Below are 15085 nucleotides of genomic sequence, written 5' to 3' on the forward strand. Positions count from 1 at the left end.
TCAGCCGCGCAGGCGCGCGTTCAGCCCCGCCGATTCGTCCTCGCTGAGTCCCCCGGCACGCAGATACGCTTCCGATCCGCCGCGCTCGTCGACCCAGGCCAGTGCCGCCTCGATGGCGGATGCCGGTGCGCCGGCGATCAGCGTGGTCAGGGCCGGTGTCAGCGGCACGCCCATGCCGGTGACGAGGGAGAACATCTGGTCCGCCCACGCGCCGGACAGGTTGCGCTCGGAGGCGGTGTAGTCCGCCACGATCGCGTCACGCTCCACGCCGACCGTGTCGAGGATGAGGGCCATGGCGACGCCGGTGCGGTCCTTGCCCGCCGTGCAGTGCAGGAGCACCCCCGAGGATTGCTCGACGGGAGCCGCCACCGTGCGGGCGGCCTCGGCGAATGCGGTGGCGCCGTGCTCGAGCATCCGCGCGTAGATCTCCTCCAGGGTGGGGAGCTGCTCCAGGGCGTCGGCGATCGCCTGCTCCGCAGCACCCCGGTCGCCCGATTGCCGTCCCATCTGCATCGCCTGCTGGGCGAGCCCGGTGAGGGCGCCCTCCAGCAGCGGCAGCCGGACGGTGTGGAAGGCGCGGCTGGCGGGCAGCCGGTCGGGAGCCATCTGCTGCTCGAAGGGGGTGCGGAAGTCGACGATCACCTCGATGTCGCTTTCGGCGAGCTGCCCGAGGCCGTCGGCGGTGAGTCCGCCCAGCGCGTCGGAGCGGAACAGGACGCCCGCCGCCGTCGAGCCTCCGCCCCGCAGCGGCATCCCGCCGGCATCGCGGAAGTTGACGGTGCCTTCGAGCCTGTCGATCATGGGCCGAGCCTAACGCGGCGCGCGGGCCCACGCCCTGGCCGCCCCCGGGGAGGAGGCTGCCCGGGGGTCGGTCTAGCGGTGTGCGTCGGCCGTCGGGCCGTCGATGCTCAGGCGGTCGGTCCGGCGATTGCGTACGAAGACGATCGCGATCACGGCCGCCGCCATCATCCCGATCGCAGCGGCGACGAACGTCGCACTGTAGCCTTCGACGAGCACAGCGGGGGAGGGCAGGCCCGACCCGTGGGGTCCCACGACCGAGGCGTACACCGCCGTGAACACCGACAGCCCGATGGAACCGCCGATCTGCATGGCCGAGTTGGCCGTCGCGGACGCGACGCCGGCATCGTGCGCGGGAACGCCGGCGAGTGCCAGGTTCTGCAGGGGCACGAAGATGAACGCCATCCCGACCCCCATCACGATCAGCGCGGGGAGCACCTCCAGCGCGTACGAGCCTCCGGTGATACGGGAGAGCAGCAGCAGGCTCCCAGCCACGACGACGGGACCCGTGATCATGAGCGGCCGCGGGCCGATGCGCCCCAGCAGCGAGGTCACCAGTGGCGCAGTGAGCATCGTCGCGAGGGGCAGGGGCAGGCTCGCCATGCCCGCCGTCAGTGCCGTCATGCCGAGGACGAGCTGCAGGTGGAAGGTGAGATACAGCGTCGCCCCGATCATGACGCTGCCGGCGACGGCCTGGATGAGGAAGGCGCCGGCACGCACACGGTCGGTGACGACGTGCAGCGGCAGCAGGGGGTTGGCGGCGCGCGTCTCGATCCACACGAACAGGGCGATCAGCGCGACACCGGTGACGAGGAAGCCGACGGTCGCCGGATTGCCCCAGCCGAACTCCGCCAGGCTGAAGCCGTAGACGAGCGAGCCGAGCCCCAGGGTCACCGTCACTGCGCCCCGGATATCGTACCGGTTCTCGCCCTCCGCCTTGGACTCGCGCAGGAACAGTGCCGCGCCCACGAGGCCGACGACGACGAAGACGAGGTTCACCAGCAGGCACCAGCGCCAGCTGAAGAACTCCGTGAGCAGGCCGCCGAGCGCGAGCCCGACAGCCGCGCCCGCGCCGGCGACTGTGCCGAACACGGCGAAGGCGGTGTTGCGGTCCCGTCCCGTCGGGAACGTCACCGTCAGCAGGGCCAGGGCCGCCGGCGCCAGAAGTGCGGCGAACACGCCCTGCAGGCCGCGGGCGAGGATCAGCTCGGCGCCGGTCTGGGCCAGCCCGCCCCACAGCGAGGCGATGCCGAAGCCCACCATGCCCACCATGAAGGTGCGCTTGCGGCCCCAGTAGTCGGCGATGCGGCCGCCCAGAAACAGCAGCGCTCCGAACGCGAGGGCGTAGGCGGTGACGACCCACTGGCGTGCGCTGTCGGTGAGGTCGAGGGCGGCCTGGGCCTGGGGCAGCGCGATGTTCACGATCGTGCCGTCGAGGACGACCACGAGCTGTGTGAGCGACAGCACGGCGAGGGCCCACCAGCGGGTGCGCGGGGACAGGGGTGAAGACATGGAAAAACCTCCGGGTGTCTGGGTGAGAGATGCCGGAGGTTTCGAGCCTCGGACCGCAGCGGAAGAGTCGTGCGACCACCTCGCGCAGGGGGCGAGCGAACCTCCAGTTTACCCTCCGCCGGCACCGGCAGGCCGCCACCGACCCCCCTAGTCGCGGTGTCGGGGCGTCACTATGCTCACCGCCATGACGGTCAGAGAGCATGCCACAGACAGCAGACCGCACCACCCCACGCCCGCGTTCGCGCAGCCCAAGCTCATCGCCTTCGTCTTCTTGGGGGGCATGGTCGGGGTGGCCGCACGACTCGGGCTCACCGTCGCGATCCCCGAGCAGCGCGGGGATGAGTGGGCGGTGCTCACAGCCAACCTGCTCGGTCCCTTCCTCCTCGGATTCCTCCTCACGGCGCTGGCCTCCCGCAAGCCCGAGACACCCGGCAGGCGCGATTTCCGCCTCTTCGCCGGCACCGGCATCATGGGCGGCTTCACCACCTACAGCTCGCTGGCGACCAACAGCGCGCTGCTCGTGGAGACCGACGGCTTCATCGGCGTCGCCTATGCGCTCGGCACGCTCATCGGCGGCATCCTGACCGCCTGGCTCGGAGTGTGGCTGGCCGGGGTGGCCTTCCCCGCCAGACCCGCCCCCGCGACGAAGGGTGGCGCGTCATGACCGTCGGAGTCTTCCTCCTCGCGGTCGTCGGCGGTGGCCTGGGAGCGGCCCTGCGGTTCGTCACCGATGGGCTGATCATGCGCCGCGTGTCCTCCGGCTACCCGTGGGGCACCTTCGTCATCAACTCCGTCGGCTCGCTGCTGCTCGGGTTCCTCACCGGTCTGTCGGACTCCTCGGTGCTGGATGCCGCATGGCTCACGATCCTCGGCGGCGGGGTGATGGGCGGGTTCACCACCTTCAGCACCGCCATGGTCGACACCGTGCACATGCTGCAGAAGCGCACGTACGGACGCTTCTTCGCCAACTCGCTGGGGATGCTGATCCTCACGGTGCTGCTGGCCGTCGTCGGACTGGCGATCGGCCGAGCCCTGTGACGCGGCACGGGCGGTGACCCCCGTGCCGTCCGGTCCTGCCACTGCGCCCGCGGCCGCGGCTGACGGTGCGCGGGGACGGGGGCGGGCGCGCACCCTGACCGGGTGCCTGCTGGCGGTGACCTTCGGCACCGGCATCGTCGACGCGCTCAGCTGGGTGGTGCTCAGCGGGGTCTTCACCGCCAACATGACGGGAAACGTGCTGATCGTGGGCATGGGGATCGTCGGCGCCGGAGGCAGCCACTGGTTCCCCTCCCTGTTCGCCCTGGCGTGGTTCCTCATCGGTGCGGGCGTCGTCGGTGCGACGGCCCGCCACGCGGCTCCGGGCTGGGGGCGGCGCACCACCGTGGTGTTCGCCGCCGTCGCCGGCACGCTCACGGCCGTGGCGGTGTTCGCCGCATTCTGGCAGCCCCACCGGCTCGACGCCGGGGCGTTCGCCGCGACCGCCGCGATGGCATTAGCGATGGGGGCGCAGGGCGCCGAGGCGATGCGTCTGGCAGTGCCCGGGCTCATCACCATCGCCGTCAGCAGTGCCACGGTCGGGGTGGGCATGAGCCTGTTCCTCGGTCTGGGTGCCCGGGGCTCCGGAGTGGCGAGGCGCCTGGCAGCCATCGTCCTACTGTGCGCCGGCGCCTTCGTCGGCGCACTGCTCTCGCCGCACGGACTCGCCCCCGGGCTGCTGGTCGCCGCAGCGGTGGCGGGGCTCGCAACGGCGGTCGGGCACCGACAGGTGAGGGAGGCGGCGTGATGGAGGTCGTATGGATCGTCCTGGGCATCGTCGTACTGGCGGCGACGCTGCTCGACGTCTTCCTCAGTGTGCTCAACTACGACGAGGCAGGGCTGTTCGTTCACCGTGTCGTGCGCTGGGAGTGGGTCCTCATCCGCGCGGGAACGCGGCGCATCCGCCGTCGGTGGCGGCCCGTGGTGCTGCGCCAGGTGACCGGCCTGCTCATCGTCTCGTCCATTCTCTGGTGGGTCACCGGCATCATCCTCGGGTTCTCGTTCATCTACTACGGCGCGATGCTGGCCGGAGACCTGCAGATCTCCACCGGCGTGCCGCAGGACTACTGGGGAGCGCTCTACCTCAGCGTCGGCCAGTTCTCGACCGTCGGCGTGGACAACATCTCGCCCGGCGGACCCATCCTGGACCTGCTGACGGTGAGCGAGGCCATGGCGGACGTGCTGCTGCTGTCGTTCATCATCGCCTTCCTCAGCAACATCTACGGCGTCGTCCAGTCGCTGCGGGCGCTCTCGTCGAACTTCTTCCACGCCGGGCATGGGGTCGTCGCACCCGTCGACACCCTCGCGCCGTTCTTCCCCGATGGTCAGGCCCGCGGCCTGGACAGCCAGCTGGGCGCCATCGCCGACTCGCTCGCGGCTTACTCCGACGGCCTGTCGCAGAACCCCGTGGCCTACTACTTCCAGAGCGGCCGCGACCAGTTCTCGCTGCCCTTCTCGCTGTACATGACCTCCGGGGTGATCGGGGCGCTGCGGTGGGGGCTGCCGACGGGCAGCGACCCCGCCAAGGAGCCCGGACTCGCGCGGCTGACCGAGCAGTTCTACGACCTGCGGGCGGCACTGCTGCGGATGCTGGGACGCGTGGCGCCGCAGAACCCCGAGCCGGTGTCGGCAGAGGACTTCGCCGCGGCCATGGCTGTCCTGCAACGTGGCGGCCGCGCCGCCAAGCTCGACCCGTGGGTGGTGCGGTTCTTCACGGTGCAGCAGCGCATCGGCGCACTCGTCGCGCCCGGTGCCGGTGCGGCGCCGACGGATGCCGGTCCCGCCGCGGCCGCGCCGGGTGCGGCGGCGCAGCGCTCTGCCGACCCCGGCACGGCCGACGCCTACCGGCGCTACGTGCAGTGGCTGCCGTTCGAGGTGCAGTCGCAGTGGCTGCTGGCACTCATATCGAGGGACCTCGACTACCAGCCCGTGTACCGGGGCACGGCGGCGACGCCCGACGGCATCCCGTTGGACGACGCGACCCCCGCCGAGCTGTTCGCCGCCTCGGATGTCGGCGCGCGGGTGCCGATCCTGGGGGCGCCGGTCGAGGGTGATCCCGGCCGCAGGCCCTCCCGCCTGACACGCTGGCTGCGCCGGCGCCACCTGTTCATCGACCCCGGCTGGGCACGTCTGATCGACGCGTTGCGCACACTGGCGGCGGTGGCCCTCGCGCTGGCGGTGGTGATCCCGCTATCGCAGGTGCTCGGACCGGGCGACCAGAGTGGTGCGGTGTTCGCCGCGATGGTGGCGCTGTTCACCACGCCCGCTGCCGCTGCGCAGGCCGCGCCCGCCGCGCGCACGGTGAGGGCGCTCGTCTCGATCATCCCGGTGTCCCTCGCCGTCGTGCTCGGTGCCCTGCTGTCGGCGGATCAGCCCGTCATCGTGGTGTCGATGGCGCTCGCCGCGGGACTCGCCGTCTGGCTGCGGCGCTTCGGCCCGCGCGTGGGGGCGATGGGACAGCTGTTCTTCCTGATCTTCTATTTCAGCCTGCTCGTGCACCTGTCGTCGCAGGACATCCTCTTCTCGCTGCTCGCGGCGATCGTCGGGCTGGCGGCGAGTTGGCTGGTGCAGGCGATCCCCGGCGCGCCGCCAGCCAGGCAGGTGCACGCCGGCATCGCGGCCGTGTACGAGCGCATCGAGGACCTTCTCGACACGCTCGTCGATCTCGTGTCCAGCGGCCGGCCCGACCGGCGTCTGGTGCGGGAGCTGCGCTCAGCCCGTACCGCGCTGGAGCATACGGTCGATGACATCAACGGGCCGCTCGAGCGGATGTCGGGGGATCAGATGAATCCGATGCGGGTGCGCGTGCTGCGCATGCGCATCTTCGACGTGCAGCTGGCGGCCGAGAACCTGCTGACGCTGCTGCCGGTCGTCCCCAGCATCGCGATCACGGTCGACGAGCGTGCGCGCCTGGCCGGCGACCTCGTCGCCACGAGCGCCGAGATCTCGGCCTTCCGCGGTTCGGCCGCGCCGCCGGAGCGCTCGCGCAAGGACCTCGAGCTGCCCCCGGGGCTCACCAGCGACGTGCGACGGGTGCTGTTCTCGATCATGCAGCTGCGCTATGCCGTCGAGCGCCTGCGGCGTCTGCAGCTGGCCGACGACAAGGCGCTGGAGTCCCTCCCGGAAGCCGCGGCCGATACGGACCCCGGCCCGGGGGCCGCGCAGAAGTCGGGCGCCGCAGCGCACCCGGCGCCACCGCCGCAGCGCACGGGTGCGCTGCGGCCGACAGACCGGCAGGCCGCCCAGGCGACCGCCGCGACGGGGATCGCGCTGCTCCTCGGCTCGCTGGTCTCGTCGACGCATCAGTACTGGGCGGCCATGCCCGCGTTTCAGACCATCAGCGGCTCCGACGGGGAGACCCGGGTCAAGAGCATCCAGCGCATCGTCGCGACCGTCGCCGCCTCCGGCATCGCGTTCGGGCTGGCGATCGTCGCGGGGCACGATCCGCTCTGGGCCTACCCGCTGCTGATCGTGAGCGTCTTCTTCGTGGCCTTCACCCGTTCCATCTCGCCGGCGGCGATGGTCTTCTGGATCACGCTGGGGCTGGCGACCATGTACGACGTGATGGGCACGCTGAGCGTGGAGACCGTGCAGGCGCGCATGCTCGAGACGTTCGTCGGCGGCGTGGTCGCCATCGTGATCTCCGCGTTGCTGCTGCCCACCCGCACCGGGTCGCAGGTCGCGGCGGGTATGACGTCTACTGTGGGGCGGGCGCGGGCGCTGATGTCGGACCTGCTCGCCGCGCGTAGGGGGGAGCAGGCGCTGACCCCACAGCAGGTCGCCGAGCGCGAGCGCGAGCTGGCCGGCCAGCTGCGATCGCTGGAGATGCGGGCGGCTCCGCTGCGCCGGGACCCCGGCTCCTTGCGCACCGACGGCATCGAAGCGCAGCTGACGGCGCTGTGGTCGGTGCTCGACTACGAACGGCGCCTGGGACGCTCGCTCGTGCGGCTACCGCGCGCGGACAGCCCCGCCGACACCGCGCAGTGGTCGCGTCTCGCGCAGATGTCCGACGACAACTTCGCGGCCCTCCAGGAGGTGCTGCGAGGCGCTCTGCCCAGCAGGTTGCACCCCCTGGCCGATCTCGCGCTCAACCCTGGAACGGGCGAGGGGCCTGCAGCGGACGCGCTCATCCAGCTGACGCGCCTGAACCAGTCGGTGCTCGCACTGATCGAGTCGATCCGCCCCGGAACCGTGGACCCTCCCGACGGGACGACCGCGCAGGTGCCCGCCGACATCGGCCGTCGCCGCCGCGCGTCGCGCTGACCCGGCTCAGCGCTGAGCTGGGCTCAGTGCACGGCGGCGGGCTTGCGGGGCACGGGGATGTGCGTGCGTGGCGTGCTGACGGCGAGCACGGCGATGAGCGCCCCCGCCGCCACCAGCACCGCCCACACCCACCCGCCCATGTCGTCGAACGCGACCGCATCCGATGATGTGCCGGCGACGGCGAGGATCGATCCGGCGCCGGCGATGCCCAGCAGCTGGCCGGTCTGCTTGGACGTGGAGATGAGACTCGACGCCAGGCCGGACTCCTCGGTGGGCAGCTCCGAGAGCGCGGTGACGCTCACCGGGTCCGCGATGAGGCCGAAACCGAACCCGAAGACGAAGTACGGCACGATCACGGTCCACAGCGGGGCGCTCTCGGTCAGCCACAGGCCCGCGGCGCCGATGGCGATGAGCGCGCCGCTGGCGATGAGGGCGGCGCGGGAGCGCTGATGCGCAACGAGGCGGGCGGCCCACAGTGCGGACGCCGTCGCGCCGGCGGCCAGCGGGATCGTCATGAGACCCGCCGCCGTGGCATTCAGCCCCCGCTCGGACTGCAGGTAGAACGTGTTGAGGAAGAGCAGTGCCGCCAGCGACAGGTAGCCGGCGATCGCCATCGTCAGTGCGGTGACGAACGGCCTGTCGGTGAGCAGATGCAGGGGCAGGAGCGGATCCGGCTGACGTCGTTCGTACGGCACCAGAGCGACCAGCGACGCCACCGCCACGAAGATCGCCACGAGCACCGGCACCGAGGTCCAGCCGAGGTGCACGCCCTCGATGAGGGCGAAGGCCATCGCGGCGAGGAAGAGCGTCAGCAGCAGCTGTCCCACGCCGTCGAGCGGCGCCGGATGCTGGGCGCGGGACTCCTGCAGCAGGACCACGGCGAGGATCGAGGCGACCGCTCCCAGGGGCACGCCTGCCCAGAAGACCGAGGTCCAGCCGAGGTCCTTCACGATCAGTCCGCCGAGGATCGGGCCGGCTGCGAGCGACGCGGTGCCGATCGTCGTCCACCACATGACGGCGACGGCGCGGCGCGCGGTCTCGGGGAACGCCGCCGCAAGCAGCGACAGTCCGGCGGGTGCGATCAGGGCGCTGCCTGCGCCCTGGATCACCCGCCCGACGATGAGCAGCGGCACGGACGTGCTGACGGCGCAGATGATCGAGCCGGTGATCATCACGACGTTGCCGAGCACCAGCACACGGCGCCGCCCGATGCGATCGGCCAGGTTCCCCGCGAAGATCAGCAGGCTCGCCAGGGTGAGCACATATGCGCTGACGACCCACTGCAGCGAGTCGATTCCGGCACCCAGATCCCGCGAGATGTCGGGGAGGGCGATGTTCGCGACGCTGCCGTACACGGTGTGCAGGAACTGCGACAGACAGCAGACGAGGATCAGCCAGCCGCCCGCGACACTCCCCGATCTGACCATGCGACCCCCGTTCGAGGCCTCGACTATAGCCCCGCCGGAGGGCCATGCCCAGGGCTCCTGCGACCTCGTCGCAGGAGCGCTGGAACGGTCGACGACGGGCCTGGTCACACCCGTCTTCGCGTGTAATGCTGACCCCCTATCGACGCCCCACGCAGACACGTCGGAGCGCCTCCTCCCTCATCTGATGTCAGGAGTTGCAATGGACCTCACGCCACGAGAGATCGACAAGCTGTACGTCTACCAGGTCGCGGAGCTCGCGCGACGCCGCCGGGATCGCGGCACCAAGCTCAATGTCAGCGAGGCCATCGCCCTCGTGACCGAAGGCGTTCTCGAAGCCGCCCGCGACGGCAAGACCGTCTCGGACTGCATGGAGCTCGGCAAGAAGATCGTCACCGTCGACCAGTGCATGGACGGGGTGCGCGAGCGCGTCACGCTGCTGCAGGTCGAAGCGACCTTCCCCGACGGCACCAAGCTGGTCTCCTGCCACGATCCCATCGGCGGCTGACACGATGACGGGCGCCACCGGAGTGCAGGTCGTCCTGGTCGGTGGACACGAGAGCGACGACGCGCGCGACCTCGAACGGTTCGAGCCGCTCGCAGGTGGGGCGCGCACGACCGTCGCGGGCCGCGCGCTGGACAACATCGCCCGCGCCGCACTCGACCACGGCGACCGCGTCGTGGTGCTCCCGATGACCTTCGGGCGGGACCCCGCCATGGTCGCCGATGCGGCCAAGACGCTCCGTTGGCTGAACCGCACGCATCCCGGGCGGCTCGCGCTGGCCGCGCCCTTCGGCCAGATCGACCATCTCACCGCCTGGCTGCGCACCGCAGCCAATCGCGCGAGCCTCGTCGATCCGGCATCCGCCCTGCTCATCGTCGCGCCGCACTCCAACCCGTTCGACGAGGCGGAGCTGCACCGCGTGGCCTATCTCGTCGCCACGCACGGCGCGCTGGACGAGGTGGCGGTGGCGATCGCCGACGACGGCGCCCAGATCTCGGCAGCAGCGGCGCGGCTGCGCACGCTCGGCGCGACGCGCGTCGTGGCGGTTCCCGCGGGATTCGCCGCTTCGCTGCCCGCAGCAGACGCCGAATTCGGCGGGCCGCTGATGAGCGACGCGTCGATCGTGCGGGTGATCGGCACCCGGGTGCGCGACGCGCTCGCCGCCCTCGATGACGGTGACGACGGCATCGAGGCGGGGCTCCTCGCCGACCACGGCCACGGGTACGCCCACTCGCACGCGTTCGAGGGGGACGCCCACGCCCACCCCCACCCGCACGACCACGCCGACGGAACGCGGCACTCCCACACGCACGGGGGCCTTCACGCCCACGTGCACCATCACGACAGCGACGCGTTGGCGCTCTCCGACGCGCACCACGACCACGACCACTGAGTCGTAACCGGAGGGAACATCATGCTCAGCAGACGCCCCAGCTACCACCACGGTGCCGACACGATCGAGATCAACGAGGGTCGGCCCTCGGCGACGATGAATGTCACGAACACCGGCGACCGGCCGGTGCAGATCGGCTCGCACTTCCACTTCTTCGAAGTCAATTCGGCCATGCGCTTCCCGCGCGAGCAGGCGTGGGGGATGCACCTGGACATCCCGGCAGGCAGCGGGGTGCGCTTCGAGCCGGGCGAGACCAAGCAGGTCACACTGGTGGCCTTCGCCGGCGCGCGCCGGATCATCGGCTTCAACGGGTTCGTCAACGGCGGTCTGGACGCGCCGCAGACGAAGGTCGAGGCGCTGAAGCTCCTCGTCGAGCGCGGCTACCAGGACGGCGAAGCCGACAGCACCCCGAACGCTCCGGCCAAGACCGCGAAGACATCCGGAAACGGAAAAGCGAACAAGAACGCATCCGGAAGCAAGAAGGGGAGCAAGTAGCCATGGCCATCATCTCCAAGAAGCAGTACACCGACCTCTTCGGTCCGACCGTCGGCGACCGAGTGCATCTGGCCGACACGAACCTCGTCATCGAGATCGAGAAGGACTACGCCGCCGACAGCTACGGCGATGAGGTCGTGTACGGCGGCGGCAAGTCCGCCCGTGACGGCATGGGGGCAGACCCCCAGGCCAGTTCCTCCCAGGGGTCGCTCGATCTCGTGATCACGAACGTGATCGTCATGGATGCCATCCTCGGCATCGTCAAGGCGGACATCGGCGTGCGGGACGGCAAGATCGCGGGAATCGGCAAATCCGGCAACCCTCAGACTCAGAAGGGCGTGGACCCCCACCTCGTCGTCGGTCCCGGCACCGAGGTGATCGCTGGCGAGCACCTCATCGCCACCGCCGGCGCGATGGACCCGCACGTGCACTTCATCTCCCCGCAGCAGGTGTACAACGCGCTCTCCAACGGCATCACGACCCTCTTCGGAGGCGGCACGGGGCCCACGGACGGCACCAACGGCACGACGTGCACGCCGGGCACCTGGAACATCCACCGGATGTTGCAGGCGTGGGACGACCTTCCGATCAACGTGGGCATCCACGGCAAGGGCAACAGCTCGCTGCCGCAGGCTCTCATCGACCAGGTCGAAGCAGGCGCGGGCGGGCTGAAGGTGCACGAGGACTGGGGAACCACCCCGGCCGCCATCGACATGGCACTGCAGATCGCCGACGAGTACGACATCCAGGTCGCCATCCACACCGACAGCCTGAACGAGTCGGGATTCGTGGAGAACACCATCTCGGCCATCAACGGGCGGACGATCCACACGTACCACACCGAGGGTGCCGGCGGCGGCCACGCCCCCGACATCATGAAGATCGCCGGACAGTCCAACGTGCTGCCGTCCTCGACGAACCCCACGCTGCCGTACACGGTGAACTCGGTCGACGAGCTGCTGGACATGGTGATGGTGTGCCACCACCTGTCGTACGACGCGCCGGAGGACGTCGCGTTCGCCGACTCGCGCGTGCGTGCCGAGACGATCTCGGCAGAGACCGTGCTGCAGGATATGGGCGTCATCTCCATGTTCTCGTCGGACTCGCAGGCCATGGGCCGTATCGGCGAGTCAGTGACGAGGGCGTTCCAGACGGCGCACCACTGCAAGGACAAGCGCGGCAAGCTGCCGGAGGATGCCGAGGACAACGACAACTTCCGGGTGCTGCGGTACCTCGCGAAGGTGACGATCAACCCCGCGATCACCCACGGCATCTCGGACTACGTCGGCTCGCTCGAGCCCGGCAAGATGGCCGACATCGTGCTGTGGCCGGTGGACACCTTCGCGGCGAAGCCGAAGGTGGTCATCAAGGGCGGGCTGATCAACTGGGGCCTGATGGGCGACCCCAATGCGTCGCTGCCCACGCCCCAGCCGGTGTACTTCCGTCCGGCGTTCGGTGCCCTGCCCCAGACGCTTCACGCGACGAGGGCGACCTTCGTGTCGAAGGTGTCGATCGAGAAGGGGGTGCCGGAGAAGCTCGGGCTGAAGAGTCAGATCCTGCCGGTGCGCAACACCCGCTCGATCGGCAAGAGCAGCATGGTGCGCAACAGCGAGACGCCGGAGGTCACGGTCGATCCGGAGACGTACCGGGTGTCGCTGGACGGCGTTCCGGCCGAGATCGAGCCCGCCCAGTCGCTGCCGCTGACGCAGCTGTTCTTCCTTGCGTGATCGCCACGAGATGACGATCATCACGAGCGCGGGGTCGGCGGTGGCACCGCTGCTGGTCGGCCTGCAATTGACCGACTCCGCGTTCCCCAGTGGGTTCTACACGATGTCGCACGGCCTGGAGGGGTTCCACCAGGCCGGGCTGGTGGATGCCGGCACCGTGGGCGACCTGCTCGAGGATCTCTTGATCTCCGCGGTGGGCCCGGGCGACGCCACGGCGCTCGCGCGGGCGCACGGCTGCGCGTCGCGCGGCGAGTGGGACGCGGTCGCGGAGATCGACCGGGTGCTGTTCGCGTCGAAGCTGAATGCGGAGCTGCGCACATCCAGTGTGCGAAGCGGCAGGCAGCTCGCCGACATCACCGCGGAGATCTTCGAGGGGACCCCGGGGGCCGACGACATCGCGGCCTGGGCGGCACGGGTGAAGCAGCGCCGCACGCCCGGCTGTCAGCCCGTCGTGACGGCTGTCTGCTACGCGGCGGAACGGGTGCCGATCGCCGCGGCGGTGGCGGCGGACCTGTTCGCGTTCGCCGCGAGCTATGCGTTCGCCGCTCTGCGCCTGCGCCTGGCCGACCACCGGTCGGCGCAGGTGATGATCCGGCGTGTTCACCCGGTCATCGAGGCGGTGACCGCAGACGCGCTGGTGCGCCCGGTCGCCGACATCGGCGGCTTCGTGCCGATGGGCGACATCATGTCGGCCGGCCACGAGCGCGCCGAGGCGCGACTTTTCACCAACTGAGCACACGAAGGCAAGGAAAGAGGAACACATGAGCGACAACGTTCTGCGCGTCGGAATCGGCGGCCCCGTGGGGTCGGGCAAGACCGCGCTCACCGAGGCGCTGGTGCCGATCTTCATCGCCAGCGGCCGTACGCCGGGCGTCATCACCAATGACATCTACACCCAGGAGGACGCCCACCACGTGCGACGGGAGCTCGCCGGCATCCTCGACCCCGAGCGCGTCGTCGGTGTCGAGACGGGCGCTTGCCCCCACACCGCAGTGCGCGATGATCCCACCATGAACCTCGCCGCGGGGGAGGAGATGCTCGAGCGCTTCCCCGACATCGACACCCTCATCTACGAATCCGGCGGCGACAACCTGACGCTCACCTTCTCGCCGTCGCTGGCGGATGTGTTCGTGTTCGTGCTCGACACATCGGAGGGGGAGAAGATGCCGCGCAAGCGCGGTCCCGGCATCACCGAGAGCGACATCCTGGTGATCAACAAGATCGACATCGCGCAGTACGTGCGCACCGATCTGTCGATCATGGAGCGCGACGCCCACGCGGTGCGCAGCGGCAAGCCGGTCGTGCTGACCAACTCGCTCGACGGCACCGGGGTGCAGGAGCTCTTCGACACGATCATGTCGGTGTGGCACGCGAAGACGGGCGAGCTGGTCTCGTGACCGATCTCGAGGTGGGCGAGGTGGATGCCGAGTCGTCGTCGCCGACGCCGGAGCCGGCACCGCTGTACGGCGGGCCGCGCCTGCAGCCCGCCCACTTCGAGCCGACGCACGTGCCGATCGAGGTGGCCCGCTACGGCACCGAGAGCTATACGCTGCCCGTGGGGAGCCCGGGAAAAGTCGGCATCCTCGAACTCGGATTCGCGCTGCGCGGGCGGGGCGACGCGCAGCGCACGGAGCTGGTGCATCACTACCAGAAGGCTCCGCTGCAGATCATGAAGCCGCTGTACTACAACACCCTGCGGCCCGACATGCCGTATACGTACCTCATCACGACCGGCGGCGGCATTCTGCACAACGACCGTCAGCGCATGGACCTCACCTTCGGCGAGGGGACCTCGGCCTTCATCACGACGCAGGCGCACACGAAGGTGTACCGGATGGTCTCGGGCTACGCGACGTCGATCGTGAACATCGACGTTGCCGAGGGTGCATACGTGGAGTACCTCCCCGACCCCCTCATCCCGTATGTCGACTCGCGCTTCTATCAACAGCTGACGGCGCGCGTTCATCCGGATGCCACCCTGCTGGTCGGCGAGACGGTGTACGCCGGCCGCCTGACGCGCGGTGAGCGGTACGCCTTCAGTGCCTATGCGAGCGACCTCGACGTCCGCCGTCCCGACGACCAGGGCGGTGAGCCCGTCGCCATCGACCGCGTGCGGCTGGTGCCCCGCGACGGCCGCGTCGGCGGAGATGCGGTGCTCGGCGGCCGCGACATCGTGGCGTCGTTGTACGTCGTCACACCGCTGCAGCCCGCCGCACGGGTCGCGGAGGTGCTGCACGATGCCGTGGGTGCCGTGGTCGCGGCATCCGGCGACGCCGCCGCACGCTTCGGCGTCAGCGTGCTGCCGGGGGACACGGGCGCATGGCTGCGCTACGCCGGCGACGACACCGTCGTCTCGCTGCGCGTGCAGACGGCCGCCGCGGCTGCGATGCATGAACTGCTCACGGGGCGACCCGCCCCGCTCATCCGCAAGTAA

At 70.2% G+C, this 15085-nt stretch carries 14 protein-coding genes; 11 read left to right on the plus strand and 3 right to left on the minus strand.

The window, feature by feature from the left end:
- Complete coding sequence (locus QNO26_RS02785; protein WP_257526138.1) at positions 1–801, minus strand: tyrosine-protein phosphatase; 801 nt, start codon at positions 799–801, stop codon at positions 1–3.
- 72 nt (positions 802–873) lie between these two features.
- Positions 874–2310, minus strand: coding sequence for an MFS transporter (locus QNO26_RS02790; RefSeq protein WP_257526137.1), 1437 nt, complete (start codon positions 2308–2310; stop codon positions 874–876).
- 184 nt (positions 2311–2494) lie between these two features.
- Here QNO26_RS02790 and QNO26_RS02795 point away from each other — a divergent pair, with 184 nt between their 5' ends.
- The 4 genes from QNO26_RS02795 (at position 2495) to QNO26_RS02810 (ending at position 7608) form a co-directional block, all read left to right on the plus strand.
- Positions 2495–2974, plus strand: coding sequence for a fluoride efflux transporter FluC (locus QNO26_RS02795; RefSeq protein ID WP_257526136.1), 480 nt, complete (start codon positions 2495–2497; stop codon positions 2972–2974).
- Positions 2971–3348, plus strand: coding sequence for a fluoride efflux transporter FluC (locus QNO26_RS02800; RefSeq protein WP_257526135.1), 378 nt, complete (start codon positions 2971–2973; stop codon positions 3346–3348). The genes QNO26_RS02795 and QNO26_RS02800 overlap by 4 nt, the downstream gene beginning before the upstream one ends.
- 115 nt (positions 3349–3463) lie before the next feature.
- Positions 3464–4093 carry a YoaK family protein gene (locus QNO26_RS02805; protein ID WP_257526134.1) on the plus strand — a complete coding sequence of 210 codons (630 nt, stop codon included), beginning with the start codon at positions 3464–3466 and terminating at the stop codon, positions 4091–4093.
- The gene (locus QNO26_RS02810; protein WP_257526133.1) at positions 4093–7608 is read left to right on the plus strand and encodes an FUSC family protein; all 3516 of its coding nucleotides are present in this window, start codon (positions 4093–4095) and stop codon (positions 7606–7608) included. Before QNO26_RS02805 ends, QNO26_RS02810 begins: the two co-directional genes overlap by 1 nt.
- A gap of 23 nt (positions 7609–7631) precedes the next feature.
- Here QNO26_RS02810 and QNO26_RS02815 read toward each other — a convergent pair whose 3' ends face one another.
- Positions 7632–9035, minus strand: a complete 1404-nt coding sequence (locus QNO26_RS02815) for an MFS transporter (protein WP_257526132.1) — start codon at positions 9033–9035, stop codon at positions 7632–7634.
- Positions 9036–9234: 199 nt separating this feature from the next.
- Here QNO26_RS02815 and QNO26_RS02820 point away from each other — a divergent pair, with 199 nt between their 5' ends.
- The 7 genes from QNO26_RS02820 to QNO26_RS02850 are packed head-to-tail and all read left to right on the plus strand — an operon-like array spanning position 9235 to position 15085.
- The gene (locus tag QNO26_RS02820) at positions 9235–9540 is read left to right on the plus strand and encodes an urease subunit gamma (protein ID WP_257526131.1); all 306 of its coding nucleotides are present in this window, start codon (positions 9235–9237) and stop codon (positions 9538–9540) included.
- A gap of 4 nt (positions 9541–9544) precedes the next feature.
- Positions 9545–10429, plus strand: coding sequence for a sirohydrochlorin chelatase family protein (locus QNO26_RS02825; protein WP_257526130.1), 885 nt, complete (start codon positions 9545–9547; stop codon positions 10427–10429).
- 21 nt (positions 10430–10450) lie between these two features.
- Positions 10451–10924 carry an urease subunit beta gene (locus QNO26_RS02830; protein WP_257526129.1) on the plus strand — a complete coding sequence of 158 codons (474 nt, stop codon included), beginning with the start codon at positions 10451–10453 and terminating at the stop codon, positions 10922–10924.
- Between the two features lie 2 nt (positions 10925–10926).
- Entirely contained in the window at positions 10927–12651 is a 1725-nt protein-coding gene (gene ureC / locus QNO26_RS02835; RefSeq protein ID WP_257526128.1) for an urease subunit alpha, read from the plus strand.
- A 10-nt stretch (positions 12652–12661) separates the two neighbouring features.
- On the plus strand, positions 12662–13384 hold the full coding sequence (locus QNO26_RS02840) for an urease accessory protein UreF (protein ID WP_257526127.1): 723 nt from the start codon (positions 12662–12664) through the stop codon (positions 13382–13384).
- Between the two features lie 28 nt (positions 13385–13412).
- Positions 13413–14048 carry an urease accessory protein UreG gene (gene ureG / locus QNO26_RS02845; RefSeq protein WP_257526126.1) on the plus strand — a complete coding sequence of 212 codons (636 nt, stop codon included), beginning with the start codon at positions 13413–13415 and terminating at the stop codon, positions 14046–14048.
- Complete coding sequence (locus tag QNO26_RS02850; RefSeq protein WP_257526125.1) at positions 14015–15085, plus strand: urease accessory protein UreD; 1071 nt, start codon at positions 14015–14017, stop codon at positions 15083–15085. The genes ureG and QNO26_RS02850 overlap by 34 nt, the downstream gene beginning before the upstream one ends.

The sequence above is a fragment of the Microbacterium sp. zg-Y1090 genome, assembly GCF_030246945.1.
Classification (GTDB): Bacteria; Actinomycetota; Actinomycetes; order Actinomycetales; family Microbacteriaceae; genus Microbacterium; species Microbacterium wangruii.